This window comes from Mycobacterium sp., assembly GCF_032162605.1.
Taxonomy (GTDB): Bacteria; Actinomycetota; Actinomycetes; order Mycobacteriales; family Mycobacteriaceae; genus Mycobacterium.
The window spans coordinates 1-23711 of sequence record NZ_JAVROT010000585.1 but is presented as its reverse complement, the minus strand read 5'-3'; the positions used below and the strand labels follow the sequence as shown (position 1 = coordinate 23711).

Sequence of the window (23711 nt, the reverse complement as noted above, 5' to 3'; positions counted from 1 at the left end):
CAAGTTAGGTAGCGCGGACCATGGCGGTTGATTCTCGGACGGGACGGCAAGAGGCCTGGCGCACTCTTCTGCAACGTGGCGTCGACACTGCCGCCGAACTCTCCGACGTGGTGGCGCAGAAGCTCGGCGCCGCAGCGGATCCGCGCGCCAAGCTGTTGCGCAAGCGCAGGTGGGCACTGCGGGCAGGTCTGTTCTTCACGTTCTCGACGGTTCTCTGGATTGCGGTGACGGGGGTGCTCGCCTCCTGGGACGTAGTGCCCGCCTGGGCGCTCCCGATACCCGGCGCCATCGCCGTCGGCGCGGCGTTCCTCGCGACCCTGTCCTTCCTGCGGTACCGCTGGCTCAAGCGTGAGCCACTTCCGGCGGAGCGCCGGGTGCGACGCCTGCCGCCGTGGGGATCGGCGGCGCGCCAGCCGATCGCGGCCTTGACGTCCGCCGAGCGCGGCCTGTTCTCGCTCATCGGGGTGATGGAGCGCGGCCGGATGTTGCCGCAGGAAGAACTGCGCGACGTCGTCGCCGCGGCCAATCAGACCGTCGCCACCATGACGGCGACGGCCAACGAGGTCGTATCGATGGAACGGGCCGCGACTGCCGCCCCGAAGTCGCGGCCGCACCTGACGCCGACCATCCGGGCATTCGTCGCTCAACTCGACAGCGGTGTCAGGCAATTCGACGAAATGGTGGAGGCCGCAGCGAAGCTGGTTTCGGCCGCGAACTCCGGGTCGTTGTCGAGCTCGCCGATGTCGGCTCAGCGCTACCGCTACGAACTCGGCAGCGCCACCGACCGACTGGCCGGCTGGGCGCAGGCCTTCGACGAGCTCGGCCACCTGCGCGGCGCCTGAACGCTCACACGGCGCTGCTGCTCGGCGGACCCGATCGCGGCCCGTACTTCTCGGCGTAGGCGTCGTGGATGTGGGCGTCGCGCTGACGGGCCCGGTAGTCGACGAGGCTGGGATCCAGCCCGTGCTTGCGCAGCATGTGACGCCGCCACACCTTGTTCAGCGCGTGGGAGAAGAACACGAACGGGATCAGGATCGGCACCGTGGTGGACAGATGCAGGTACAACGACATCGGGATTATCCAGAATGGCGTGAGGATCAGCACCGCCGGAATGAACACTCGCACCATCATGCGCAGCGTGGCACGGGGTCCCGCGAGGTCGTCGGCCACCCATTGCAGCATCGATGACGGCAGGCGCTTTCCGTAGCAGTACCCGATGTACTGCAGAACGGTCGGCTTGGTGCGGACGGAGTCGCTGGTCATAGTGTCGGGCGCAGCGAGGGGACCGCGACTCCCACCAGCCCACGCAACGTGGCCTTGAAGAAGTCGAACAAGTCGAAGTAGTCACGCCACAACGTGATTCGCCCGTCGTGCACCTCGAACACACCGCATACCCAGAATTGCAGTCGCAAGGCCTTGAACACCAGGACGTCGGTTCGTTCAGTCAGGACCGACGCGCCATCGGACGCGATGCGATGGAACTTCACCTCGAAGCCTGCGCGGCCCTCACCGCTACGCAGCAGCTTGACGATGCGCCGGCGACCGGCAATGGTCGGGAATCCCACGTTCTGCCATTTCGCGTCGTCGGCAAGCAGTGCGTCCGCGGTGTCGAAGTCCTCGTTCTGCACCGCGAACAGAAATCGCTGGACAGTCGCCTTGTTGTCGACTGTGGGCACGGCGGATGTCTGGTCGGTCATGGCCCCACAGTAGTCTTTTGCTCTTTGCGCAAGCGCTCATCGCCCGTTGCCGGGAGGCTGTGGCAGGGTAGGGCGATGCGCGTCGCGGTGGTGGCCGGGCCCGATCCCGGACACGCCTTTCCTGCGATCGCGCTGTGTTTGAAGTTCCTCGCGGCCGGCGACGAACCGACACTGCTCACCGGTGCGGAGTGGCTGGATACCGCCAGGGGCGCCGGAATCGACTCCGTGCTGCTCGAAGGTCTCGATCCCATCGACGGCGACGACGATGCTGACTCGGGAGCCAAGCTCCACCGGCGAGCGGCCCGGATGGCCGTGCTGAACGCGCCGCGACTCGAGGAGTTGGCTCTCGACCTGGTGGTGTCCGACGTGATCACCTCCTGCGGAGGCATGGCCGCCGAGATGCTGGGCGTGCCGTGGGTCGAGTTGAACCCGCACCCGCTGTACCGGCCGTCGAAGGGCCTTCCACCGCTCGGTAGCGGACTGGCCCCTGGTGTCGGAATCCGGGGCAGGCTCCGTGACGCGGTGATGCGGGCGCTGACCGCGCGCTCGGTGAGGGCAGGTGACCGGCAGCGCGCGACCGCCCGCGTCGAGATCGGTTTGCCTCCATCCGATCCCGGGCCGCTTCGGCGCCTGATCGCCACTCTGCCCGCCCTGGAGGTGCCGCGCCCGGACTGGCCCGTCGAGGCCGTCGTCGTGGGGCCGCTCCACTTTGAGCCGACGTCGGTGCTGCTGGAGATTCCGGACGGCGCGGGCCCGGTGGTGGTGGTCGCACCGTCGACGGCGACCACGGGTACCCGGGGTCTTGCCGACGTGGCACTCGAGTCGTTGGTGCCGGGGGGGACGCTGCCCGACGGAGCGCGGGTAGTGGTGTCCAGGCTGGGCGGGTCGGATTCGGCGGTGCCGCCGTGGGCCGTGGTCGGACTCGGTCGTCAGGACGAATTGCTCGCGAACGCGGATCTGGTGGTCTGCGGCGGTGGCCACGGCATGGTGGCCAAGACGCTGCTCGCGGGCGTGCCGATGGTGGTGGTTCCCGGTGGGGGAGACCAGTGGGAGATTGCCAATCGCGTTGTGCGCCAGGGCAGTGCACGACTGATCCGGCCGCTGACGGGTGAGGCGTTGACCGCAGCGGTGGGTGAGGTGCTGTCGTCCCCGGGTTACCGGAAGCACGCCCGGTTGGCCGGTGACGCCGCAGGGGACGTCGCCGATCCGGTACGGGTGTGCCACGACGCGCTGGCGTCGACCGATTAGGTCTCGGTAGGCTGGTGGCGTGCGGCTGACGGAATTCCGCGAACTCGTCCACGGGCAGTTCGGCCAGGTGCGAGGCACCTCGCTGCTCGTCGATCACGTGCTGAGCGGCCTCGGCGGGCGAACCGCCGCACAGGCCATCGAGGCGGGAATCGATCCCCGCGACATATGGCGGGCGTTGTGCGCCGACTTCGACGTACCGCGCGACCAGTGGTGACGACCTAGCCGCGCTGGCCCAGCAGTTGCGCCGTCTCTCGGTGCAGTCTGCCGAAATTGTAGTAGGCCGCGCAGGCGCCCTCGGGCGAGACCATGCAGGTGGCGATCGGTGTCTCCGTCGTGCACGCGGTTCCGAACACCTTGCACTCCCACGGTTTGATGACGCCCTTGAGCACCTCGCCGCATTGGCATGCCTTCGGGTCGGCGACCCGAATGCCGGGCATCTCGAACTTCAACTCCGCGTCGAACTCGGCGTAGTCGCGGTGGATCTTCAACGCACTCTGCGAGATGAAACCAAGCCCACGCCATTCGAAGTGCGGCCGCAGCTCGAACGTCTCCGACATCAACTTCAGCGCTTGGGTGTTGCCTTCGGACCGCACGACGCGCGTGTACTGGTTCTCGATCTCGCAGCGTCCCTCGCGGATCTGCTGCAGAAGCATGTGCACCGACGCGAGGATGTCTAACGGCTCGAAACCCGCTACCACCATTGGCTTTCCGTATACCTCGGACACGAATCGGTATGGCCGTATCCCGACGACGGTGGACACGTGGCCGGGGCCGAGGAAGCCCGAAAGCCGCAAGTCGGGTGATTCGAGGATCGCCTTGATTGGCGGAACGATCGTGACGTGGTTGCAGAAGACGCTGAAGTTCTTGACGCCGAGGGCGCGCGCCCGCACCAGCGTGACTGCGGTGGACGGCGCCGTCGTTTCGAAGCCGACTGCGAAGAACACGACGTGCCGGTCGGGGTTGTCGATGGCGACCTTGAGCGCGTCGAGCGGGGAGTACACGAATCGAACGTCCGCCCCGCGGGCTTTCGCATCGATGAGGTTGCCCCTGGACCCGGGCACCCGCATCATGTCGCCGAACGTCGTGAAGATGACGCCGGGCTGTTCGGCCAGCCACATCGCGTCGTCCACCCGGCCCATCGGGATCACGCACACCGGACACCCTGGTCCGTGCACCAGTTCGACAGACTCTGGCAGCAGATGCTCGATGCCGTGACGGTAGATGGTGTGGGTGTGACCGCCGCACACCTCCATGAACTTGAAGTGGTCGCCGGCTGCGAGCTCGGTGATCGATTTGACGAGGGCGCGGGCTGCCGCCGGGTCTCTGAATTCGTCGACGAACTTCATGCTTCAAACCTCTTCTGAATCAGGCGATTTCGGACGAATGGAATGCTTCGATCTCGTTGACGTAGTCGGCGCCCATCTTCTCGACCTGGTCCAATGTCATTGCGGCCTCGCGCTCGTCGATCTTTGCCATCGCAAAACCGACATGCACGAGCACCCAGTCGCCAACCTGCAGGTTGTCGTCGGCCAGCAGTCGCACGCTGATGTTTCTGCGCACGCCGTTGACGTCAACCCTAGCCAGCGACTGCTCGGCATCAACGATGTCGACCACTTGACCTGGTATTCCAAGGCACATCGGCGTTCTCCCTTCAAAGCTCCATCAGCAGATACGCGGCAGCGGATCGCCCACGAGCATGTCGACGATTCGGCTGCCGCCGAACGAAGTTCGCAAAGCGACGATGCCATGCGGAGCGGGCACGATTTCGCCCACGACCGTCGCGTCGGCTCCTTGCGGGTGCGTACGCATCGCGGCGATCGCCGCATCGGATTCATCGGGGGCGACGATCGCGACGAACTTTCCCTCGTTCGCGACGTACAGCGGGTCGATACCGAGCATGTCGCACGCGCCGAGGACCTGCGGCTGGATCGGTAGGCTCGCCTCGTCCAGGATGAGCGCGAACGGTGAGCCCTTGACGAGCTCGTTGGCCACCGTTCCGACGCCGCCGCGTGTCGGGTCGCGCATCCACCGCGTCGACGGCGCGGCGTCGAGCAGGATCTCCACCAGCTCGTGTACCGGCGCCGTGTCCGATGCGATGTCGGCGTCGATGGCCAGGTCGCCGCGAGCGAGCATGACCGCCATCCCGTGCTCGCCGATCGTTCCGGACAGCACCACCTTGTCGCCGGGCTGCACGAGGTCGCGCGCCAGCCTCCTGCCCTCGGGGATCACGCCGACGCCCGCGGTGGAGATGTAGACGCCGTCGGCGGCGCCCTTGCCGACGACCTTCGTGTCGCCGGTGACGATCTGCACACCCGCGCGTATCGCGGCCTCGCTCATGTCGGCGACGATCTCGCGGAGCTCGGCGATGGGGAAACCCTCTTCGATGACGAACGCCGCCGACAGCCATCGCGGGCGTGCGCCCGATACCGCGAGGTCGTTGATGGTCCCGTGCACTGCGAGATGCCCGATGGAGCCGCCCGGAAAGCGCCGCGGCGCAACGACGTAGGAGTCGGTGGAGAACGCCAGCCGTTCGCCCGAAGGGGTGCATATCGCCGCGGCGTCCCCGAGTTGTTCGAGTTCGTCGTTGCGGAATGCCTCCAGGAAGACCGCGTCGACGAGCGCAGCCGAGGCCTTGCCGCCCGCGCCATGCGCCAGCGTCACCACATCGTCGAGCAAGCGCGGGCGTCGCTGTCGGAACTTGTCAATGCGTTCCAGCACGCGGTCTTCGCGTTGTGCGGCGGTCATTGGTTCAGTGGTCATGAAGTGTGGGCTCCGTTGAGGGGGCGGGCCATGTGTTCCTGGGCCACCGACCAGAGTCGATATCCGAGCATGGCGTGGCTTTCCTGGATGCGGTGGATGCTCTGGGAACCCACGGTGAAACAGAAGTCGATGTCCTCGGCCACCGCCATTCGTCCGCCGTCGTGACCGGAGAATCCGATGGTCAGCAATCCCCGCTGCTTCGCTTCGGTGATGGCGGATATGAGGTCCTCGGAGTTGCCCGACGTCGACAAGGCAATCGCGACGTCACGGTCGCGGGCGTGCGCGATGATCTGTCGTTTGAAGATCAGCTCGAACCCGACGTCGTTGCCCAACGCAGTCACGACGGCCTCGTCGGCGGCCAGCGACCACGCCGCGACTGGACGGCCGCGTGTCGGCCGGCTGAACAGCGACGCCAAGGTCGCGGCGTCTGTCGAACTGCCACCGTTGCCAAACGTGTAGAGCCGGCCGCCGCGGCGGAATCGTTCGGCCATCCCGGTTCCGGCCTTGATCAGGGCGTCCTCGTACTCGTGTAGAGACGCACGTTGCAGGCTCGCGCTCTCGGCGGCCTTACCCCGGGCCGACCTGGCCAAGTCGTCGAGCAGGCTGGTGGCGTCGGTCTCCTCCGACTCGATGAACGGATACAAGAAGCTGGTGCTCTCGGAATCGTGTGTGGTCACCGGGTCACCTCCTTGCCAACATCGAGTCGAGTCAGCGCCGCCCCCGCGTGCACCAGGATCAGGTCGTTCACGGCGACGGGGCCCACGATCGTGACGTCCACCCACTCCTCGCCTGTGGAGGTGCGGACCAACGCCTGAGACGATTCGTCGGTGGGCTCAAGCACGACCTCGGCGAGGCGACCCTCGTCGCTGCACGTCACGCACACTTCCTCGGTGCATTCGTCGCCGCGAGGTTTCAGCAGTCCCGGGTGCTCGAAGCAGACATGGGTGAGTTCCCACAGCAGGTGGTACATCAACACGAATGTGCCTGTTGCCGGGATCATCGGGTCGTCCGAGTCGATCCACAAGATATGGTTGGCCGCGCCTGCCGGCGGTCGCGGCCCCGAACCGATCCACAGGGTCAGCACACCCCACGCCTGCGCGCGTCGCATCGCGTCGATCACAGCGCGATCGTTTGCCGACGCTACCGCGATCAACAGATCGCCTGGCTGGCTTGCCACCCGCGCCTGCGCCACGGGATCCGGCTCGACGAGCGCAACGGACGGTAGGGCGCGCTTCCCAACGATGACGGGATGGACGAACTCGACAGCGATGTGATGAGCGTGCGGCTCCCACTGCGGTGAGATCGTCCAGAGTGTGGCACCGTCGTGGAATCTGCGGGCCAGATCCAGTGCCCCGGCTGCCAGATCAGCGGACAGGTCGGCATCGACGAACGTCCCGCCCGCTTGCACGCCGATCGTCATTGTCGACCTCTCCTCAGGGTTGTCATCTCTTCGCGCAAGCGCTCATCGTGCACCACCCAGCTACCCACCAGTGTGCTCCGATCCCGCTATGAGTGACAGGTTTTCGGACCAGGCGTTGTTGACCAGATCCAGCGTGGCCCTAGTCGCCGTGGCCAATGCGACAGTTTGCTCGTCGGTCAGAGTCCCGCACACCCAGTCCCAGTGCGCGGAAATGGTTGCGCCTGGTTCCGGTGCGGGGGCCAACGACACGCCATCTTTGCTCCAAATCACCCGCTCGGTCTGAGGTTCGCCGAGCACGAGCGAGCCCGCGTCGAACGCCAATGGATGCGAGGTGATCACCACCTGATCACCGGCTACCGATTCCACCGTCCCCCAGCGAATACGGCAGTCCTGCATGACGCGCACCGCCGTGTTCGGGTCGCGGTGCAGAAAACGCACCCAGGGATACACGACGAAGACGTGAAAGCTGTGGTGCGCCAGCACCCCGGCCGGGGTGTTCAGCTCGTCGAGCAGCCCGGTCACCTGACCCCTGAACGCGGTTCTCAGTCGGGCCAGCAACACCGCAGCGTCGACCTTGTCCAGTGACGGGCCGCCCACCCAATAGCTGCGGACGATGTCCTCGTTGAGCGGATCGGAGCTTCCGACCGCGTCGGCGATCGCGGCAAGGTATGGCCATGCGCCGTCGAATTCCTTGGCGTGTCTGGCGAGTTCCGATGGCCCGTCGCCCTCCGACGGTCCGCAGTACCCCAACTCATTCGGCGGGTATGCGTATTGAGCGAATAACTCATGCCCCTTGGGCGTCCGATCTGGGCTCATCCGGAGTTCCCGACCACGAGTTGACCCAGCGCGATCCCGCCGTCGTTGGGTGGGACGCGTCGATGGGTGATCACATTGAATCCCTTGTCCCGCAGTCCCTTCAACGACAATTCAAGTAGCAATACATTCTGGAACACCCCGCCAGACAGCGCGATCGTCTGAGTTCCGTCCTGGACCGCGGCAGCGAGGTCGACGATCAAGGTGGCTACTGCGCGGTGGAAGCGTGCGCCGATCACGCCTGCCGGCACACCGTCACGAAGGTCGCCGATCACGGCTCGCAACACCGGTGCCGGATCGGCGACCGCGGGTGTCACATCGCTGTCGACGTCGAACGCGTACGCGATTGTGCCACAGTCGACACCGCGGCAGAGCCCCTCGAATTCGATCGCGGCCTGCGCCTCGTAGTCCACGATGTGTCGGACCCCGGCGAGCGACGAGACTGCGTCGAACAGTCGGCCCATGCTCGAGGTCGGGACGCAGCCGAAGTCAGTCTCGAGCTGATGAGCCAGAAGTTTTCGTTCGTCGGCCGGGCAGGCCGCCACGGCTGGGAGGTCGTCGTCCCAACCGATGCCTGCACTCCACAGATGTGCAAGTGCCATCCGATACGGTCGCAGAACGCTGACATCGCCGCCGGCCAAGGGTACGTACTTTAGATGTGCCATCCGACGGTATCCCTTGTAGTTGGCCAGCAGGACGTCACCGCCCCACACAGCCTTGTCGTCGCCGTAACCCGTTCCATCGAAGGCGAATCCGATCACCTCTTGCGAACCGTCGTAGCCGTGTTCGGTCATCACCGCGGCGATATGGGCGTGGTGATGTTGCACCGCGTGGATGGGTCGGCCGTCGGCGTTGCGATGCGCCCACGCGGTCGACCGATATCCCGGATGGGCATCAGCGACGATGACATCCGGGTCGACACCGGTCAGCGCGCGCAGGTGCAACTGGGCGGCGTCGAATGCGGACAGCGTGGCGAGGTCGTCCATGTCGCCGATGTGCTGGCTCAACCATGCGTACTTCCCCTCGGCGACGGCCAGCGTGTTCTTCAGGTCTGCGCCGACCGCGAGCGTCGGCGGCACCTTGAACGGCAACGCGACTGGCAGCGGGGCGTAGCCACGGGATCGCCGGATGGGCAGCTCAGCGCCCACGTCTCGATTTTCGGCTCCGCCGAAGCTGAGGACGCGAACCACCGAGTCGTCGCACGGCACCAGGATCTCCCTGTCGTGCATCAGCCATCCGTCGCACAAGCCCGCCAGCCGCGTCAGTGCGTCGTCGTCGGCGTAGCAGATCGGTTCGCCACCGAGATTGCCCGACGTCATCACCAGGACCCGTGGACTCGGTTCGTCGCCAGGTAGCCCGAACAGCAATGCGTGCAGGGGCGCGTAGGCAAGCATCACACCGAGGTCCGGATTGTGTGGTGCGACCGCATCGGCCACCGGCGCCCCGGGCCGACGCGCCAATAGCACGATGGGGCGCTGCGGACCGGTGAGCACCCGCGCGGTGGCGCCGTCGAACTCTCCGACATCGCGTGCGCCCTCCAGATCCGGCACCATCACCGCGAACGGTTTGTCGCCGCGTTGCTTTCGCACCCGCAGTGCGGCCACGGCCACTTCGTTGTCGGCGTCGCAGGCCAGGTGGTAGCCGCCGATGCCCTTGACGGCGAGAATCCCGCCGTCGCGCAGGAGCCGCCGGGCCCGACGCAACCCGTCCTCCGCGTCGGAGGTGTGGCCGTCGCGGTCCCGAAAGTGCAAGGCGGGGCCACAATTGGGGCAGCAGACGGGCTGGGCGTGGAATCGGCGGTTTCCGGGGTCGGCGTACTCGCGGGCGCAGTCTGCACACATCGGAAAACACGCCATAGTGGTGGCGGCGCGGTCGTAGGGGAGGGACGCGATGATGGTGAAGCGCGGACCACAGTTGGTGCAGTTGACGAACGCGTGTCGGAAGCGCCGATCGGCCGGATCGCGCAACTCCGTCGCGCAGTCGGCGCACATCGCGACGTCGGGCGAGGCCAGTGTTCGGCCGCCACCTGATCGCGACGTGTCGGCGATCTCGAACCCCGTGCCACCGACGACCGGGATGTCGGTGCTGTCGACCGATTCGACGATGGCCAGTGGCGGAGCGTGGTTGCGCAGGCGTTCTTGGAAGTCGGCGATGGCGCCTGCGCTGCCTTCGACTTCGATGACGGCACCGGAACTGTCATTGCGCACCGATCCGGACAATCCGTACGCGGCGGCGGTCGTGTAGACGAATGGCCGGAAGCCGACGCCCTGCACGACCCCGTGTACGCAGATGCGGAGTCGACGCCTGCCGGTCATGGCCGCGGGTCCTCGTTGCTGCGCCCTCGGCCCATCAGCTCCAACCCGGCCATGGCGGCGTCAGCCCCTGCCTCGTCGGTCTTCTCGACGACGAAGCCCATGTGGATGATGACCCAGTCGCCAGCGGTGAACGTCTCTTCGGGCAGCATGCCGATGTTCACCTTGCGGGGTTCTCCTGCAACGTCGACGAGGGCCAGTTGGTCGCCGTAACCCGCGACCATTCCAATGACCCGACCCGGTATCCCCAGACACATGACTCAGCCCTCCCGAACCGCGGCGCAGGTCTCGGACGCCAGCATCTGCAGCACCGATTGGATGGCGGCGATCGCTTCGGGGACGGCCGCGCCGACTACATCGGTCAACCCGATGCCCTCATCGACGCTCTCGGCTTGGCAGCCGATGATGATCGTTCGGGGAGCGGAGCCACCCAACGCCCGCAAGCTCGCGAACACGGCACCCGGATCCATACTGTGCGCATCGAGACCCGCAGTGGCGTGCAGAGTTTCGTGATCGGTCTCGAAGACCCTCAATGTGCCCGGCGACCCGCGATCTGGCACGGCATCGATGAGGATCAGAGCATCCCAGTCCTCCAACAAGTCGTAGGCGAGGTGCATACCCCGGATTCCGTAGTCCACCAGCTTGACGGTGGCACTTCCGAATTCACCGTTCGAAATCGCCGGTGACGCGCGACGGACCACCTCGGGTCCGAAGCCGTCGTCCCCAAGGAAGATGTTGCCGATGCCGGCGACCAGGATGCGGGCTGTCATCTGGTTGACGGACTCGCGCTACATGTTCCGGATCTTGATGTATCGCCGTACGTCTGGGATGGAACGGAGCCCGATCAAAACCCCGCCCACCACGACCACGGCAACGACACCGGTTGCGACCCAACCAACTACGTCCATCATGAACTCCTATCTGGGCTGACTACTCTTGTATCGAGAGGTTCGACTTCGTCCGGCGCGAAGTACAGATATCGGCCGTAGGAGTCGGGCATCTCGACGTCAGGCTCGTCTTCGACGATGACCCCTACGTACTGTTGGCCGTCTACGTCCTCGTGTACCGACGTGACGCGCGCGGTCTTTCCAGCGAAGAAGATGTCCTGGGCGTCGGCGCGCCGGCTCGGCCGGAGCCGGACCCGGCTGCCCGCGGCGACCCGGATCCCGCTCACCAGCACGGCATCGACGCCGGGACGTACAGCTTTGTCGGCCAATGGATCCCACCAGTCGACACCTTCGGGGATCTCCGGGATCAGGCCTGCGGACCTCATCTGCTCGCTCAGCGCGTCGAATCCAGCCCCCGCTTTACCGGACCCAATTCCCGGGTCGCTGCGCTCCTGCCCTCCGGAACCCGCGTGCGGGTTGCGCAGGATGCCGTGCAACTGCTGCATCGCTTCAGGCGACATGGAGTCGCACCGGTCGATGATCTGGGCGGCCAACGGGTCGGTGGCCCGGGCGTGCGCCTTCTCCTCATCGGTCATCGTCATCACGCGAAGGGTGAGGATCTCGTCGATCTCGGTGGAGTCGTAGAGCGCTCCGTTGCTCTGTTCGGCGATCTCGGGATGGTCGTAGAGGATGATCGGCGAGATCAGCAGCAGGTCGCGTTCGCCGGGTCGCCCGGCCAGTACCGGGAAACACCGGTGCCGATGGCAGCGGGAGACCGCACCAGCTGCGGATTCGGGCGGTTCGAGGAGTGAAACGAACTCGCCGCCAACGACTTCAGCGATGATATGCGTTCCAATCAATGAGGTGGCCATTGCCGAGTCCTTGTCAGCCGCGGTCGCACCTGTATTGCGGACCGACACGCTGACACGGTTCAGGGCCCCGTCGCGTTCGACGGCGACGCGGAGTTCGGCCTGGATCGTTGCCCTCGTGCGGATGAGCCGACCGCCGTTGACGTCCTCGGACTCCGTGCCCGTACTGACAACGGCCGGAAGGGTGCGTGGCTGTTGCAGGTCGGTGAGACTGAAGGGCCCGAAGGACAGTTCGCACTCCACGGCCTCGTCCCATGTGACCCACGACTGCAGTTCGCTCGTCAGTTCGTCGACGGGCTCGAATCGTCCGCCCCCGACATCCCGCTCGGCGTGGCGGTGCTGTAACTGCAGGAAGCGCAGGACCAGCGACAGTTCGCCGTCACCGTCGATCAAAAACTGTGCGGACAAGGTGTCGTCTTCGCCGACGCCGGCATCCGATGCACCGGGCGGTCCGACCACGCCGAACTGCCAACGGGATTGGTTCTTGCTGGACGTGGCCCGGTAGGGGTACAGCAGGTACCCCTCGTAGAGCACCGCATCGGCGATGGCGCGGGCCCGCTCCCAGGTGGGTTTCACCGCACCTCCTCCGGTTGGGGTGACGGGACCGAGTGCTGGGGTGACTCCGCCAGCAGCGTGGTGATCGCATCCTCGAAATCGAGCATGCCGCGGGCCGACTTGTAGGCGGCCAGCGCGGACACGGTGTCGTGCCCGAGGCGCACCCAGCCGGCGTTCGGATAGTGAAGCCGAGTCACGTCGTTCCAGACCGACACCGGCATGTCGTGCTGGGCTTCGCAATCCCACGACACCTGACGGACCGAGAAACCGCGCTCTCCCTGGACGAAAACTGTTCCACTAAACAGGAACAACAGCGGAACGGCGCCGTCGCGCAAGGCGTGCAGATACTTGGACGCCGTGACCTCGAAGTCGTAGGTGCACTCCAGCGGCATCGTGATCTCGCATGCGCCGGTGAAGCCCTGCACCATCGCGGTGCTGTGCTGCCAGAGGAACGTGCGTTGAGTGTTGACCCACCGCTGCCGTGGCCCGAACAGGTCGAGCAAGCCACCTGCCTCATCATCGGAGTAGGACCGCCGCAATGGTTCGAGTCGAATCTGGCATTTCAGCGCGATGGCTTGGATCGGCTCGTCGTCACCGTTGGTGATGCCGATGTGCGCGGTGAGTCGTGGGGTGACCGAGTAGGGTTCCACGGTCACGTCCAGGATGGTGAACGTCAGGTCGCTCACGCTGATCCGTTCATATGCTGGCCACCTTGCTCCTAGCCTTGATCCGGTCGAAGAACTCGTCGACGAATTCGCGTACCTGCTGGCCACCGTCGAAGCCCCGCCACAACATTCGCAGTCTGCCCACGAACTCGTAGCAGGCATCGATGGGCACCAGGTAGCACTCGGCTACGGCGTTGAGTTCGGGATCGGAGTCTTCTCTATCGGGCACGCGCACCAGCAGCGCTTCGACGTCGTCAGCGAGGAAGCTCAGTTGGGTATCGGCACCGCTGATGGTGCTCCATGCGTCGAGGTCCAGTTCGGACTCGGTGGCGCCGGCGGGACCTGGGTAGAAGGCCACGGTTTTGTCCATGTCGGAGTTGTGGAAGAAGAACGCCAGCCCGACGGGTATCTGTAGCGATTCCCAAGCGCGACGGTCCAGGATGAAGTCGGAGAAGGTGAGGTATCGATCCGGTACCGCCCGATAACGCAGTTTGGCGTGCGGATCGGAGAACAACAGGTAGCAGCCGCGGCAGGTGCACATCAGCTGGCGCGCTTCCACATTGACGACGTGCTGATGTTCGTCGGCGATCTGTTCGGCGCACATCTCGCACCGCTCACCGACTGGTTGGGCGGAACGCTTGGTGGCCCGGATCCGGGCCAACACGTCGTATGCGCCCGCCATCACATCACCCCCGTCGCCTCGGCGAGCACGGCGACCGAGAGCACACCGTCGCGAAGCAGTAATGGGATGGGATCGAGATGGTAAGCCGTATCGGCGTTCCCGCCCAGGCCGACGCCGGCGTGGACCGCGTCGAAATGGGCATGGCAGCGCGGACAACGCAGCACCGCCTCGCCGATCGGTGCGCCCATCGGGCGATGTAGTGCCGCACCCGCCAGCGACTCGTCGCAGCTGCCGCACCTGTCGTGGTAGGCGAATAGTTCGTCGCCGACGCGGCAGGCCAGGATCGGCACCCCCGCAACCAGGAATCCGCCGACCTCGCCGGGGCCAAGATCCCCGACGTCGGGAACCGGATACCAGGCGGCACCAGCGGTGTCCTTGGTATGGATGCGGCTCATCAGCGAATCCACCGAGATCAGTCCCGATGACGAGGCGGTCGAGGAATCCACCTCTGCGGCGACTACTTCGATCGTGGTGATCTCGGGTGCGGCCGCGCGGACGGCGTCCTCGACGGCGAACTCAAGGGTGACCGCCGAGGACGGACAGCTCTTGCAGCTGCCCGCGAACCGCAGGCGAACTGTCATTCCCTCGGAATCGTCCACTACCTCCAGCAGCGTGACGTCGCCACCATGCGAACCGAGATAGGGCCGGACGCTATCTAGCGCGTCCTCGATTCTGCGCTCCACACCGTGTGGGTGCAGGCCGTGGACCAGCATGAGGCTTGCCACCAAATCGTCGGCCACGAACCGGCCGACTAAATCGGGGGCAACCTCGGCCGTGATGGCGACGATTCGTTCGAGCGCCGCACCGTACAGTTCCGTCAGCTCAGCCGCGAGTTGCTCGGTCCGTTCGCGCACCAGGGTTCCGCTGGCCGTGCTGGCGTCCAGCAGGGTCTGGATGCGATCACCTGCGGTGCGCCATTGCGTGTCGTCGTGGAGTGCCTCCGGGCTTTGGTGTCCTGTCGAGGCCATGTATCACTCCCCAGTGACGGACTGGGTGGGTGAGTGCAGCTTCTCGATCGTCTTCCCGTCACCCAGGTACATGTGTACTCCGCATGGCAGGCAGGGGTCGAAGCTACGGACCGTCCGCATGATGTCGATGCCCTTGAAGTTCTCCCGATCGTTCTCCTCGAAGATCGGTTGGCCCTGCACGGCGTCCTCGTACGGTCCCGGAGTTCCGTAGCTGTCGCGCGGGCTGGCGTTCCACGGGGTGGGCGGATACGGGTGGTAGTTCGCGATCTTGCCGTCCCGAATCACCATGTGGTGGCTGAGAACTCCACGGACCGCCTCGGTGAAACCGCAACCGATGGCTTCGTCCGGCACCGTGAACTTCTCCCACGTCTTGGTACGGCCCGCGCGGATCTCGACCAGTGCCTGCTCGGCGAAGTGCAGCGCGCACGCCGCAGCGTATGCCTGGAAGTAGGTGCGGGCCCGGTTGCGCTCGATGGTGTTGCTGCCGTGTACGGGAATCTTCCACTCGAAGGACACTGGACCCTTGAGCGCGGTCTTCGGCAGGTTGATCTGCACGCTGTGGCCGGTGGACACGACGTAACCGTCGGCGTTGACGAGACCGGCCAGCGCCGTCGACCACAACCGGGCGAGTGGTCCGCCGCCGGTGTCCAGGGCCAGGTGGTCCTTCCCGTCGAACCAGCGCGGCGACATGACCCAGCTGTACTTGTCGTCCATGTCGCGCTTGTGCGGCTTCGGGTTGGTGTGTTGATTCCACGGATGGCGCCGGTCGACCGGGTTGCCCAGCGGATCGTTCTTGACGAACATCTCCTGGTCAGCCCAGTCGTCGTAATAGCTGCTGCCCAACAGGATTCGGATGCCGAGGTTGATGTCGACCAGCGAGTGGGTGACCAGTTTTCCGTCCACCACCACGCCGGGCGTGACGAACATCTTGTTGCCCCACATCTCCATGTCCTTGTAGGAGAAGTTGCAGTACTCGGGGTCCTGGAAGGACCCCCAGCAACCCAGCAGGGTCCGACGCAATCCGACCTGCTCGTAGCCCGGCAGTGCCTCGTAGAAGAAGTCGAAGAGGTCGTCGTGCATCGGCACGACCTTCTTCATGAACTCGACGTAGCGCATCAGCCGGGTGATGTAGTCGGTCATCAGCTGGATGGTGGCGACGGTGCCGACACCGCCCGGGTACAAGGTCGAGGGATGCACGTGGCGCCCCTCCATCAAGCAGAACATCTCCCGCGTCCAGCGGCTCACCACCAGTGCCTCCCGGTAGAACTCACCGGTGAATGGGTTGAGGGCGCGCATGATGTCGGCGATGGTGCGGTAGCCGTGCGCCTCGGAGTTCGGGGCAACGGTGTTCTCGGCCTTGGCCAACACGCTCGGGTTGGTCTCCGAGACCATCTTCTCGCAGTAGTCGACGCCGACCAGATTCTCTTGAAAGATGTTGTGGTCGAACATGTACTCCGCGGCTTCGCCAAGGTTGACGATCCACTCGCCCAGCTTGGGCGGCTTGACGCCATAGGCCATGTTCTGCGCGTAGCACGAGCAGGTGGCGTGGTTGTCGCCGCAGATTCCGCAGATACGACTCGTGATGAAGTGCGCGTCGCGGGGATCCTTGCCCTTCATGAAGATCGAGTAGCCGCGGAAGATCGACGACGTGCTGTGGCACTCCACCACTTCACGGTTCTCGAAGTCGATCTTGGTGTAGATGCCGAGGCTGCCGACGATGCGGGTGATCGGATCCCAGGACATGTCGACGAGGGTCCTAGGGTCCTTCTTGGTGTGCTGGGGTCCGGGAACGGTGGTAGTCATTGAGTTTTGCCTTTCTGTGCGTCGCGCACCTACCAGGTGCGCTTCGCTCCTGTGGTCAGTTCCTTGCCCGGATGACGCCACTTCGGTTCCTTGTCGACGGTGCGTCCGGTGATGTGGCGCAAATTGCGAATCACCGAGCCGTACAGGCCCGAAGCCGTCGTTGAAACCTTTCCGCCCGGCGGCTCGTCCATGAAGGGCATGAACTTGTCCGGGAAGCCAGGCATCGTGCATCCGATGCAGATACCGCCGACGTTCGGGCACCCACCGACACCGTTGATCCAACCCCGCTTCGGCACATTGCACTTCACGACCGGACCCCAGCAGCCGAGCTTCACAATGCATTTCGGCGATCCGTACTCGGTCGCGAAATCACCTTGCTCGTAGTACCCGGCCCGGTCGCACCCCTCGTGCACCGTGTTGCCGAACAGCCATTGTGGCCGGAGCGCGTCGTCCAGCGGGATCATCGGCGCCTGACCGGTGGCCATGTACAGCAGGTAGGTCAAGGTCTCGGAGAGGTTGTCTCCCTGGATGGGGCACCCTGGCACACAGACGATCGGAATGCCCGCTTTGCTCTTCCAGTCCCAACCGAGGTAATCCGGCACGCCCATCGCACCGGTCGGGTTGCCCGCCATCGCGTGGATGCCGCCGTAGGTCGCGCACGTGCCGACGGCCACGATCGCAGTAGCCTTCGGGGCGAGTCGGTCTAGCCATTCACTGGTGGTGATCGGCTGGTCGGTGGCGGGGTCGTTGCCGAATCCGCACCAGTACCCTTCATCGTGCAGGTTCTCGTTGGGGATCGACCCCTCGACGACAAGCACGAACGGTTCCAGTTCGCCGCGGTCGGCCTTGAAGAACCATTCGAGGAAGTCGTCGGCGCCGCCCGCCGGTCCGCACTCGAAGTCGATGAGCGGCCAGTGCACCGCGACTTGAGGCAAGCCGGGTAGTGCTCCGAGCGCGATCTCCTCGATGCTGGGTTGGGTGGCGCCTGTCAATGCCACGGAATCGCCGTCACAACTCAGACCGGCGTTGATCCACAGAACGTGGATCAGAGTCTCTTCCGCTTTTATGGCAGCTTCGGTTGGCATGCTGCGGCTTTCCGGGACCGGGCTGGGGTCCCTACGGCACAGGAGTCGCCCTTCGGCCCACTTGCGCGTCGCTGGTTCTCGGTTTACTCGCCGGAGGTTGCCATTGTCAACGAAGAAGTGTGAGATTCGTCATAACTTTCAAGCGTTGACGGAAGCGTCAATCCACTGGTGCCAGGATTCGATGCCCTCGCCCGTCGTGGCCGACACGGGCAGTATTCGAACGCGTGGGTTGATCGACCGTGCGTTTGCCGCGCACACATCGAGATCGAAGTCGACATAGGGAAGTAAGTCGATCTTGTTGATCAGGACGAGTTCGGCTGCGGCGAACATGTGCGGGTACTTCAGCGGCTTGTCTGCGCCCTCGGTGACCGAGATGACGACCACCATGCTGCGCTCGCCGAGGTCGAAGAGTGCTGGGCACACCAAGTTCCCGACGTTCTCGATGAACAGCAGGGTTCCGGGCTCTGGGTTGAGTGTCTCCAGTGCCCGACGGATCATGTCCGCGTCCAGATGGCATCCCGCACCGGTGTTGACCTGAACCGCCCGGCATCCGGTGGCCCGGATTCGTTCGGCGTCGAGCAGCGTTTCCTGGTCACCCTCGATGACGGCGACGGGTCGTCGACCCTGTAGGCCCCGGATGGTGCGCTCCAGCAGTGTGGTCTTGCCCGCTCCCGGTGAGCTGGTGAGGTTGAAGGCCAGGATGTCGTGTTCGGTTAGCCACTCTCGGTTCTGTTCTGCGAGTTCATCGTTCTTCGCCAGGACCCTTTGCTCGAGCGTGATGGTTTGGTGCTCACCGTCGTGTGGGTGGTCGTGCGGATTGGCATCGTCATCTGGGTGGTCGTGGTGGTGCGGGTGGGGATGGTCGGGTATAGGGGTTTCGCCGGCGAGGGTGATGGTCACACCGTCTTCACCGCAGCCACAGGTCGCACACATGGTCAACTCACTTCCATTGACAGGATCTTCAGGTCTCGACCGGCCACCACCTCGACATCGGCACTGCCGCAAGGACATAACAGAATCGGATCGGTCAGCTCGAAGTTCGCGTCACAGCTGCGGCAGCGGGCCGCGCCGGGGCGTATGTCGACGTCCAGTCGCGCGCCATCGGCGACGGTGCCCTGGGTCGCCAAGTCGAAGCAGAACGTCATGGCGTTGGGCACGACGGCGCACAAGGCGCCGACTTCCACCTTGACGCTGTGCACGCGGCGACCGGCGGCGTGCTCGCACACCGCTTCGACGACACTCTGTGTCAACGCCATCTCGTGCATGTCCGCCCCACTCCGGGCCCCGATGACCCCACGATAGGTCGACTGCGCGCCGCGCGGGAGCAGACGCTGGATTCTCCGTGCGGCAACAGCACCGGAATTCTGCGCCTTCTCCAGTCACCGGCGTGTCAACTTGAATCGAACAGGTGTTCGTCTACTGTGGGCGTTGTTCGACGGATGAACGCCGGTCAGGCCGACTTGTCGGTACCGACCTCTACCGTCACCGCCAACTGATCGAACACTCGATCAACCGGACACCAAGAGGACGGAGACCACCATGGCGCAAGCCCCAGATCGCGAGAAGGCCCTCGAGCTGGCTCTCGCACAGATCGAGAAGAGTCACGGCAAGGGTTCGGTGATGCGACTCGGTGACGAGGTCCGTCAACCGATCTCGGTCATCCCCACCGGATCGATCGCACTGGACGTGGCACTCGGCATCGGTGGGTTGCCGCGCGGCCGAGTCGTCGAGATATACGGCCCGGAGTCCTCGGGCAAGACCACCGTGGCACTCCACGCGGTCGCGAATGCGCAGGCCGCAGGCGGCATCGCGGCGTTCATCGACGCCGAGCACGCGCTGGATCCCGACTACGCCAAGAAGCTCGGCGTGGACACCGACTCGCTGCTGGTGTCCCAGCCCGATACCGGTGAGCAGGCACTCGAGATCGCCGACATGCTGATCCGGTCCGGCGCGCTGGACATCCTGGTCATCGACTCGGTGGCCGCGCTGGTGCCCCGCGCCGAGATCGAGGGCGAGATGGGCGACAGTCACGTCGGTCTGCAGGCCCGGCTGATGAGCCAGGCGCTGCGTAAGATCACCGGCGCCCTGAGCAACTCGAACACCACCGCGATCTTCATCAACCAGCTCCGCGAGAAGATCGGCGTGATGTTCGGTTCACCCGAGACCACCACGGGTGGAAAGGCCTTGAAGTTCTACGCCTCGATCCGCCTCGACGTGCGGCGCATCGAGACGCTCAAGGACGGCACCGACGCGGTCGGCAACCGCACCCGCTGCAAGGTCGTCAAGAACAAGATGGCACCGCCGTTCAAGCAGGCCGAGTTCGACATCCTTTACGGCAGGGGCATCTCCAAGGAGGGCTCGCTCATCGACATGGGTGTCGAGCACGGCTTCGTCCGCAAGTCCGGCTCCTGGTTCACCTACGAGGGTGAGCAGTTGGGCCAGGGCAAGGAGAACGCCAGGAACTTCCTGATCGAGAACCCCGACACGGCCGCCGAGATCGAGAAGAAGATCAAGGAGAAGCTCGGCATCGGCGCCGTGCTGACCAACGACTCCAGCGATGACAAAGCCCTGCCCGTCCCAGTCGACTTCTGAGTCGGGGGACCCCACCGAGCCCGAGGCCACACCGGCCTCCCGCGAGGAGCAGGCGCGGGCGTTGTGTCTGCGCCTGCTCACCGCACGGGCGCGGACCCGGGCCGAGTTGGCCACTCAGCTGACCAAGCGGGGCTATCCCGACGACGTCAGCACCCGGGTACTGGACCGGTTGACCGACGTCGGGTTGGTGGACGACCGTGACTTCGCCGAACAGTGGGTGCGCTCGCGCCACGCGAACGCAGGCAAGGGTAAGCGCGCCCTGGCTTCGGAGTTGCGCACCAAGGGCATCGACGACGAGACGATCGTCGAGGCACTCGCCGATGTCGACTCCGACGCCGAGCGGGTCCGTGCCGAGCAACTGGTCGCCGACAAGCTGCGTCGCGAACGCCTCACCGATGACACCGACGACGTGAAGGTGGCGCGCAGGCTCGTCGGCATGCTCGCCCGTCGCGGCTACCACCAGTCGATGGCCTTCGACGTCGTCAAGGTGGCATTGGCCAGTGAGCGCGAGCGCCGACGGGTCTAGCTGTCGAAGTCAGCCGAAAGGCTCGTGGTTCGCCTGTTCCTGGCCCCCGTCGGAAGCCAAGCTAGCGGCGCTGCCCGGTGAGAGCGCGCCCCGGGCTCAAATCGAGCCGCCGCCGCCTGCGTCGAACGTGCCCTGCGTGACCGGCTGGATGTGCAACGGTGCCGGACCGCGGCTGGTGCGCCGCATTCGGCCCTCTAGCCAGGTGGCGAAGGCCGAGAGTGCGAAGTTGACGCTGATCATCAACAGTGCGATGACGATCAGGGCCGGGACGTAGTTCCCGTGCGACGCACCGACTTGGGTTCCCTGCCGGACCATTTCGAGGAACGTGATCTGGTAACCGATGGCGGTGTCCTTGAGCACCACGACCATCTGTGACACCAGCACCGGCAGCATCGAGGTGATCGCCTGCGGCAACAGGATGGAACGCATGGTCTGGCCCCAGGTCAGACCAAGCGCCGACGAGGCCTCGGTCTGCCCGCGCGGCAACGCGTTGACACCCGCTCGGACGATCTCGGCGATCACCGCACCGTTGTAGAGAGTCAGTCCGGTGATCACACCGGCCAGCGCGAGGTACTTCGACGGGAACACGTCGTACGTCGCGTACAGAAAGTACGCGAAGATCATCATGATCAGGACGGGTACTGAGCGGAAGAACTCGACGATCACCGAGCACGGCAACCGCACGGCGCGAGTGGCCGACATGCGGCCGACGCCCAGCACGAAACCCAGTAGCAGGGCCAACACGATCGACACTGCAGCCGCGGTCAACGTGCCCTGTACGCCGGGTAACACGTAGGTCGTCCAGAGATTCCCCGTCAAGAACGGTTCCCACTTGGCGGCGCTCAGCTGGCCTTTGGTCTCCAGTCGTGAGTAGACCACCCACGCCACGACTGCGACCAGCGCGATCGTGACGGCGGTGATCAGTCGATTGCGCACCCGGGCGCGTGGTCCCGGAGCGTCGAAGAGAACCGAGGCGCCGCTCATCTAAATCGTCTCCTCTTCGCGCGAGCGCTCATCGGTTGTCTGTTCTTTGCGCTTACTCATCACCGGTTGTCTGTTCTTCGCGCGAGCGCTCATCACCGGTTGTCTGTTCTTCGCGCGAGCGCTCATCACCGGGCCACGGCCAATCGCTTGCCGAGCCAGCCGAACAGCAACCCCATCGGAAGGGTCAGGATGACGAAGCCGAGCGCGAAGACGGCGCCGACGATTAGCAGCGCGGCCGTGTTCTCGATCATCTCCTTCATCAGCAGCGCCGCCTCGGCCACGCCGATCGCCGACGCGATCGTGGTGTTCTTCGTCAAGGCGATCAGCACCGAACCCAGTGGGATGATCACTGCGCGAAAGGCCTGGGGCAGCAGCACCATTCGCAGGTTCTGGCCGAAGGTCAGCCCCAGTGATCTGGCTGCTTCGGCCTGCCCGAGAGGCACCGTGTTCACCCCGGAACGCACCGTCTCACACACGAACGCCGCGGTATAGACCGTCAGTCCGAGCACCGCCAAGCGAAAGTTGCTGTCCTCGATCGACGTCACTGATTGAGAATCGACCAACGTGATGCCCAACGTCTGGGCGAGACCGAACGAGCAGAACAGGATGATCAGCGTCAGCGGAGTGTTGCGCACGATGTTGACGTAGGTCGTACCTAGCCAGTTGAGCATGGGCACGGGTGACAGCCGCATCGCGGCCAGCACCGTGCCCAGGATCAGCGCTCCGACTGCCGAGAACACCGTCAATTGGATCGTGGTCCAGAACGCCTCGAAGATCCGGCCTTGATACTCGGAGAATACCTCCACGTGGCCCCCGCTGCGCTAGGCGCTAGTCACTTGTCGAGTGCCGGCGGCGCCGGCGTCGGAATGCCTGCCGGGCCGAGATTCTTGTCGAAGGCGGTCTTCCATGCGCCGTCGGTCTCCATCTTGGTGATGGCGTCGTTGATCTTGGTTTGCAGTTCGGTGTCGTCCTTCTTCAGGCCGATGCCGTAGTTCTCCTCGGAGAACGGCTTGCCGACGATCTTGAAGGTTCCCGGACTCTGCGCGGCGTAGCCGGCGAGGATCACCTCATCGGTGGTGACGGCGTCGACGGCACCGTTCTTCAGGGCCTCGACGCAGGCCGAGTACGTGTCGTACTGCTGCAGCTGCACTCCGGGATACTTGTCCTTGATGCGCTGGGCCGGTGTCGAACCCGACACCGAACACAGCTTCTTGTTGTTCTGCAGCGACTCCGCGCCCGTGATGTCGGTGTTGTCGGCCTTCACCAGCAAGCTCTGGCCAGTGACCAGGTACGGCCCGGCGAAGGACACCTTCTTCTTGCGGGCGTCGGTGATCGAGTACGTCGCAGCGATGAACTTCACCTGATCGTTCTGAATCAACGTCTCGCGTTGGGCCGAGGGAGCTTCCTTCCACTCGATCTTGTCGGGCGCGAAGCCGAGTTGCCCGGCGACGTAGGTGGCGACGTCGACGTCGAAACCACTCAGCGTGCCGTCGGGGTTCTTCAACCCGAGCCCGGGCTGATCGAACTTGGTGCCGACGACGATCTTGCCGTTATCACCGCCGGAACCGCCGCCGCACGCGGTGACCGACAGTGGAAGTGCCACGGCGAGCGCTAGTGCGGCGGCCACCCTTAGGCGCAGAGAGGGCATGTCGATGTTCCTTTCGACGAACGATTAGTGATTGAGAATCTTGCCGAGGAAGTCCTTGGCGCGGTCGGAGCGGGGGTTGGAGAAGAACTCTTCGGGTTCGGCGTCTTCGACGACCGCGCCGTCGGCCATGAAGATGATCCGATTCGACGCGCGACGGGCGAAACCCATCTCGTGCGTCACCACCACCATCGTCATCC

The 23711-nt window shown here is 64.9% G+C and carries 28 protein-coding genes and 1 pseudogene; 5 read left to right on the top strand and 24 right to left on the bottom strand.

Annotation, left to right across the window (positions count from 1 at the left end; translation table 11 throughout):
• The first annotated feature begins 20 nt into the window (after positions 1 to 20).
• A complete protein-coding gene (gene pspM / locus QOI01_RS32730) occupies positions 21 to 842 on the top strand; it encodes a phage shock envelope stress response protein PspM (protein WP_526387827.1) in 822 nt (273 codons plus the stop codon).
• A gap of 4 nt (positions 843 to 846) precedes the next feature.
• Here the strand turns inward: pspM and QOI01_RS32725 are convergent, their stop codons facing one another.
• A complete protein-coding gene (locus QOI01_RS32725) occupies positions 847 to 1263 on the bottom strand; it encodes a DUF5313 family protein (protein ID WP_526387825.1) in 417 nt (138 codons plus the stop codon).
• Positions 1260 to 1697: a limonene-1,2-epoxide hydrolase family protein gene (locus QOI01_RS32720; RefSeq protein ID WP_526387823.1), complete on the bottom strand. Its 438-nt coding sequence runs from the start codon at positions 1695 to 1697 to the stop codon at positions 1260 to 1262. The genes QOI01_RS32725 and QOI01_RS32720 overlap by 4 nt, the downstream gene beginning before the upstream one ends.
• Before the next feature lie 75 nt (positions 1698 to 1772).
• On the opposite strand from QOI01_RS32720, the gene QOI01_RS32715 reads away from it, so the two are divergent.
• Both QOI01_RS32715 and QOI01_RS32710 read left to right on the top strand, forming a co-directional pair.
• Positions 1773 to 2945 (top strand): glycosyltransferase, encoded by a 1173-nt coding sequence (locus tag QOI01_RS32715; RefSeq protein WP_526387821.1) that lies wholly within the window; start codon positions 1773 to 1775, stop codon positions 2943 to 2945.
• 19 nt (positions 2946 to 2964) lie between these two features.
• Positions 2965 to 3159: a DUF3046 domain-containing protein gene (locus QOI01_RS32710; protein ID WP_526387819.1), complete on the top strand. Its 195-nt coding sequence runs from the start codon at positions 2965 to 2967 to the stop codon at positions 3157 to 3159.
• Between the two features lie 4 nt (positions 3160 to 3163).
• Here QOI01_RS32710 and hypD read toward each other — a convergent pair whose 3' ends face one another.
• From hypD to QOI01_RS32620, 18 genes are all read right to left on the bottom strand, one after another.
• Positions 3164 to 4291, bottom strand: coding sequence for a hydrogenase formation protein HypD (gene hypD, locus QOI01_RS32705; protein ID WP_526387818.1), 1128 nt, complete (start codon positions 4289 to 4291; stop codon positions 3164 to 3166).
• 19 nt (positions 4292 to 4310) lie between these two features.
• Positions 4311 to 4583, bottom strand: a complete 273-nt coding sequence (locus QOI01_RS32700) for a HypC/HybG/HupF family hydrogenase formation chaperone (RefSeq protein ID WP_526387816.1) — start codon at positions 4581 to 4583, stop codon at positions 4311 to 4313.
• Positions 4584 to 4607: 24 nt separating this feature from the next.
• Positions 4608 to 5705: a hydrogenase expression/formation protein HypE gene (hypE, locus tag QOI01_RS32695; RefSeq protein ID WP_526387814.1), complete on the bottom strand. Its 1098-nt coding sequence runs from the start codon at positions 5703 to 5705 to the stop codon at positions 4608 to 4610.
• Positions 5702 to 6382 (bottom strand): D-sedoheptulose-7-phosphate isomerase, encoded by a 681-nt coding sequence (locus tag QOI01_RS32690; RefSeq protein ID WP_526387812.1) that lies wholly within the window; start codon positions 6380 to 6382, stop codon positions 5702 to 5704. The genes hypE and QOI01_RS32690 overlap by 4 nt, the downstream gene beginning before the upstream one ends.
• A complete protein-coding gene (locus QOI01_RS32685; protein ID WP_526387810.1) occupies positions 6379 to 7125 on the bottom strand; it encodes a hydrogenase assembly protein HupF in 747 nt (248 codons plus the stop codon). The genes QOI01_RS32690 and QOI01_RS32685 overlap by 4 nt, the downstream gene beginning before the upstream one ends.
• 60 nt (positions 7126 to 7185) lie before the next feature.
• On the bottom strand, positions 7186 to 7941 hold the full coding sequence (locus QOI01_RS32680; protein WP_526387808.1) for a DUF6390 family protein: 756 nt from the start codon (positions 7939 to 7941) through the stop codon (positions 7186 to 7188).
• On the bottom strand, positions 7938 to 10253 hold the full coding sequence (gene hypF / locus QOI01_RS32675; RefSeq protein ID WP_526387806.1) for a carbamoyltransferase HypF: 2316 nt from the start codon (positions 10251 to 10253) through the stop codon (positions 7938 to 7940). Before hypF ends, QOI01_RS32680 begins: the two co-directional genes overlap by 4 nt.
• Positions 10250 to 10507: a HypC/HybG/HupF family hydrogenase formation chaperone gene (locus QOI01_RS32670; protein ID WP_526387804.1), complete on the bottom strand. Its 258-nt coding sequence runs from the start codon at positions 10505 to 10507 to the stop codon at positions 10250 to 10252. Before QOI01_RS32670 ends, hypF begins: the two co-directional genes overlap by 4 nt.
• 3 nt (positions 10508 to 10510) lie before the next feature.
• On the bottom strand, positions 10511 to 11020 hold the full coding sequence (locus QOI01_RS32665) for a hydrogenase maturation protease (protein ID WP_526387802.1): 510 nt from the start codon (positions 11018 to 11020) through the stop codon (positions 10511 to 10513).
• An 18-nt stretch (positions 11021 to 11038) separates the two neighbouring features.
• Positions 11039 to 11158, bottom strand: a complete 120-nt coding sequence (locus QOI01_RS32660; RefSeq protein WP_526387800.1) for a DUF6893 family small protein — start codon at positions 11156 to 11158, stop codon at positions 11039 to 11041.
• Complete coding sequence (locus QOI01_RS32655; RefSeq protein ID WP_526387798.1) at positions 11158 to 12582, bottom strand: hypothetical protein; 1425 nt, start codon at positions 12580 to 12582, stop codon at positions 11158 to 11160. The genes QOI01_RS32660 and QOI01_RS32655 overlap by 1 nt, the downstream gene beginning before the upstream one ends.
• Positions 12579 to 13247, bottom strand: coding sequence for a DUF6084 family protein (locus QOI01_RS32650; RefSeq protein ID WP_526387796.1), 669 nt, complete (start codon positions 13245 to 13247; stop codon positions 12579 to 12581). The genes QOI01_RS32655 and QOI01_RS32650 overlap by 4 nt, the downstream gene beginning before the upstream one ends.
• 10 nt (positions 13248 to 13257) lie before the next feature.
• On the bottom strand, positions 13258 to 13908 hold the full coding sequence (locus QOI01_RS32645) for a DUF5947 family protein (protein WP_526387794.1): 651 nt from the start codon (positions 13906 to 13908) through the stop codon (positions 13258 to 13260).
• The gene (locus tag QOI01_RS32640) at positions 13908 to 14876 is read right to left on the bottom strand and encodes a NifU family protein (protein WP_526387792.1); all 969 of its coding nucleotides are present in this window, start codon (positions 14874 to 14876) and stop codon (positions 13908 to 13910) included. Before QOI01_RS32640 ends, QOI01_RS32645 begins: the two co-directional genes overlap by 1 nt.
• Before the next feature lie 3 nt (positions 14877 to 14879).
• Positions 14880 to 16679, bottom strand: a complete 1800-nt coding sequence (locus QOI01_RS32635; RefSeq protein ID WP_526387790.1) for a nickel-dependent hydrogenase large subunit — start codon at positions 16677 to 16679, stop codon at positions 14880 to 14882.
• Between the two features lie 29 nt (positions 16680 to 16708).
• Positions 16709 to 17764 (bottom strand): NADH-quinone oxidoreductase subunit B family protein, encoded by a 1056-nt coding sequence (locus tag QOI01_RS32630; protein WP_526387788.1) that lies wholly within the window; start codon positions 17762 to 17764, stop codon positions 16709 to 16711.
• 138 nt (positions 17765 to 17902) lie between these two features.
• On the bottom strand, positions 17903 to 18697 hold the full coding sequence (gene hypB, locus QOI01_RS32625) for a hydrogenase nickel incorporation protein HypB (protein ID WP_526387786.1): 795 nt from the start codon (positions 18695 to 18697) through the stop codon (positions 17903 to 17905).
• A 2-nt stretch (positions 18698 to 18699) separates the two neighbouring features.
• Positions 18700 to 19029 (bottom strand): hydrogenase maturation nickel metallochaperone HypA/HybF, encoded by a 330-nt coding sequence (locus QOI01_RS32620; RefSeq protein WP_526387784.1) that lies wholly within the window; start codon positions 19027 to 19029, stop codon positions 18700 to 18702.
• A gap of 274 nt (positions 19030 to 19303) precedes the next feature.
• Here QOI01_RS32620 and recA point away from each other — a divergent pair, with 274 nt between their 5' ends.
• Positions 19304 to 20356 carry a recombinase RecA gene (recA, locus tag QOI01_RS32615; protein WP_526387782.1) on the top strand — a complete coding sequence of 351 codons (1053 nt, stop codon included), beginning with the start codon at positions 19304 to 19306 and terminating at the stop codon, positions 20354 to 20356.
• Positions 20322 to 20882 carry a recombination regulator RecX gene (gene recX, locus QOI01_RS32610; protein WP_526387780.1) on the top strand — a complete coding sequence of 187 codons (561 nt, stop codon included), beginning with the start codon at positions 20322 to 20324 and terminating at the stop codon, positions 20880 to 20882. The genes recA and recX overlap by 35 nt, the downstream gene beginning before the upstream one ends.
• A 96-nt stretch (positions 20883 to 20978) precedes the next feature.
• Here the strand turns inward: recX and QOI01_RS32605 are convergent, their stop codons facing one another.
• The 4 genes and pseudogenes from QOI01_RS32605 to QOI01_RS32590 all read right to left on the bottom strand — a co-directional run.
• Positions 20979 to 21866 carry an amino acid ABC transporter permease gene (locus QOI01_RS32605; protein ID WP_526387778.1) on the bottom strand — a complete coding sequence of 296 codons (888 nt, stop codon included), beginning with the start codon at positions 21864 to 21866 and terminating at the stop codon, positions 20979 to 20981.
• A 125-nt stretch (positions 21867 to 21991) separates the two neighbouring features.
• Positions 21992 to 22672, bottom strand: coding sequence for an amino acid ABC transporter permease (locus QOI01_RS32600; RefSeq protein WP_526387776.1), 681 nt, complete (start codon positions 22670 to 22672; stop codon positions 21992 to 21994).
• Positions 22673 to 22698: 26 nt separating this feature from the next.
• A complete protein-coding gene (locus QOI01_RS32595; protein ID WP_526387774.1) occupies positions 22699 to 23514 on the bottom strand; it encodes a glutamate ABC transporter substrate-binding protein in 816 nt (271 codons plus the stop codon).
• A 24-nt stretch (positions 23515 to 23538) separates the two neighbouring features.
• Positions 23539 to 23711, bottom strand: a pseudogene (locus tag QOI01_RS32590) (amino acid ABC transporter ATP-binding protein); the annotation flags it as partial.

Bases quoted from the DNA above. Each gene is read 5' to 3' on its own strand.
- pspM (WP_526387827.1), top strand. From the start codon at position 21: ATGGCGGTTGATTCTCGGACGGGACGGCAAGAGGCCTGGCGCACTCTT.
- QOI01_RS32725 (WP_526387825.1), bottom strand. From the start codon at position 1,263: ATGACCAGCGACTCCGTCCGCACCAAGCCGACCGTTCTGCAGTACATC.
- QOI01_RS32720 (WP_526387823.1), bottom strand. From the start codon at position 1,697: ATGACCGACCAGACATCCGCCGTGCCCACAGTCGACAACAAGGCGACT.
- QOI01_RS32715 (WP_526387821.1), top strand. From the start codon at position 1,773: ATGCGCGTCGCGGTGGTGGCCGGGCCCGATCCCGGACACGCCTTTCCT.
- hypD (WP_526387818.1), bottom strand. From the start codon at position 4,291: ATGAAGTTCGTCGACGAATTCAGAGACCCGGCGGCAGCCCGCGCCCTC.
- QOI01_RS32700 (WP_526387816.1), bottom strand. From the start codon at position 4,583: ATGTGCCTTGGAATACCAGGTCAAGTGGTCGACATCGTTGATGCCGAG.
- hypE (WP_526387814.1), bottom strand. From the start codon at position 5,705: ATGACCACTGAACCAATGACCGCCGCACAACGCGAAGACCGCGTGCTG.
- QOI01_RS32685 (WP_526387810.1), bottom strand. From the start codon at position 7,125: ATGACGATCGGCGTGCAAGCGGGCGGGACGTTCGTCGATGCCGACCTG.
- QOI01_RS32680 (WP_526387808.1), bottom strand. From the start codon at position 7,941: ATGAGCCCAGATCGGACGCCCAAGGGGCATGAGTTATTCGCTCAATAC.
- hypF (WP_526387806.1), bottom strand. From the start codon at position 10,253: ATGACCGGCAGGCGTCGACTCCGCATCTGCGTACACGGGGTCGTGCAG.
- QOI01_RS32670 (WP_526387804.1), bottom strand. From the start codon at position 10,507: ATGTGTCTGGGGATACCGGGTCGGGTCATTGGAATGGTCGCGGGTTAC.
- QOI01_RS32665 (WP_526387802.1), bottom strand. From the start codon at position 11,020: ATGACAGCCCGCATCCTGGTCGCCGGCATCGGCAACATCTTCCTTGGG.
- QOI01_RS32660 (WP_526387800.1), bottom strand. From the start codon at position 11,158: ATGGACGTAGTTGGTTGGGTCGCAACCGGTGTCGTTGCCGTGGTCGTG.
- QOI01_RS32645 (WP_526387794.1), bottom strand. From the start codon at position 13,908: ATGGCGGGCGCATACGACGTGTTGGCCCGGATCCGGGCCACCAAGCGT.
- QOI01_RS32640 (WP_526387792.1), bottom strand. From the start codon at position 14,876: ATGGCCTCGACAGGACACCAAAGCCCGGAGGCACTCCACGACGACACG.
- QOI01_RS32635 (WP_526387790.1), bottom strand. From the start codon at position 16,679: ATGACTACCACCGTTCCCGGACCCCAGCACACCAAGAAGGACCCTAGG.
- QOI01_RS32630 (WP_526387788.1), bottom strand. From the start codon at position 17,764: ATGCCAACCGAAGCTGCCATAAAAGCGGAAGAGACTCTGATCCACGTT.
- hypB (WP_526387786.1), bottom strand. From the start codon at position 18,697: ATGTGTGCGACCTGTGGCTGCGGTGAAGACGGTGTGACCATCACCCTC.
- QOI01_RS32620 (WP_526387784.1), bottom strand. From the start codon at position 19,029: ATGCACGAGATGGCGTTGACACAGAGTGTCGTCGAAGCGGTGTGCGAG.
- recA (WP_526387782.1), top strand. From the start codon at position 19,304: ATGGCGCAAGCCCCAGATCGCGAGAAGGCCCTCGAGCTGGCTCTCGCA.
- recX (WP_526387780.1), top strand. From the start codon at position 20,322: ATGACAAAGCCCTGCCCGTCCCAGTCGACTTCTGAGTCGGGGGACCCC.
- QOI01_RS32605 (WP_526387778.1), bottom strand. From the start codon at position 21,866: ATGAGCGGCGCCTCGGTTCTCTTCGACGCTCCGGGACCACGCGCCCGG.
- QOI01_RS32595 (WP_526387774.1), bottom strand. From the start codon at position 23,514: ATGCCCTCTCTGCGCCTAAGGGTGGCCGCCGCACTAGCGCTCGCCGTG.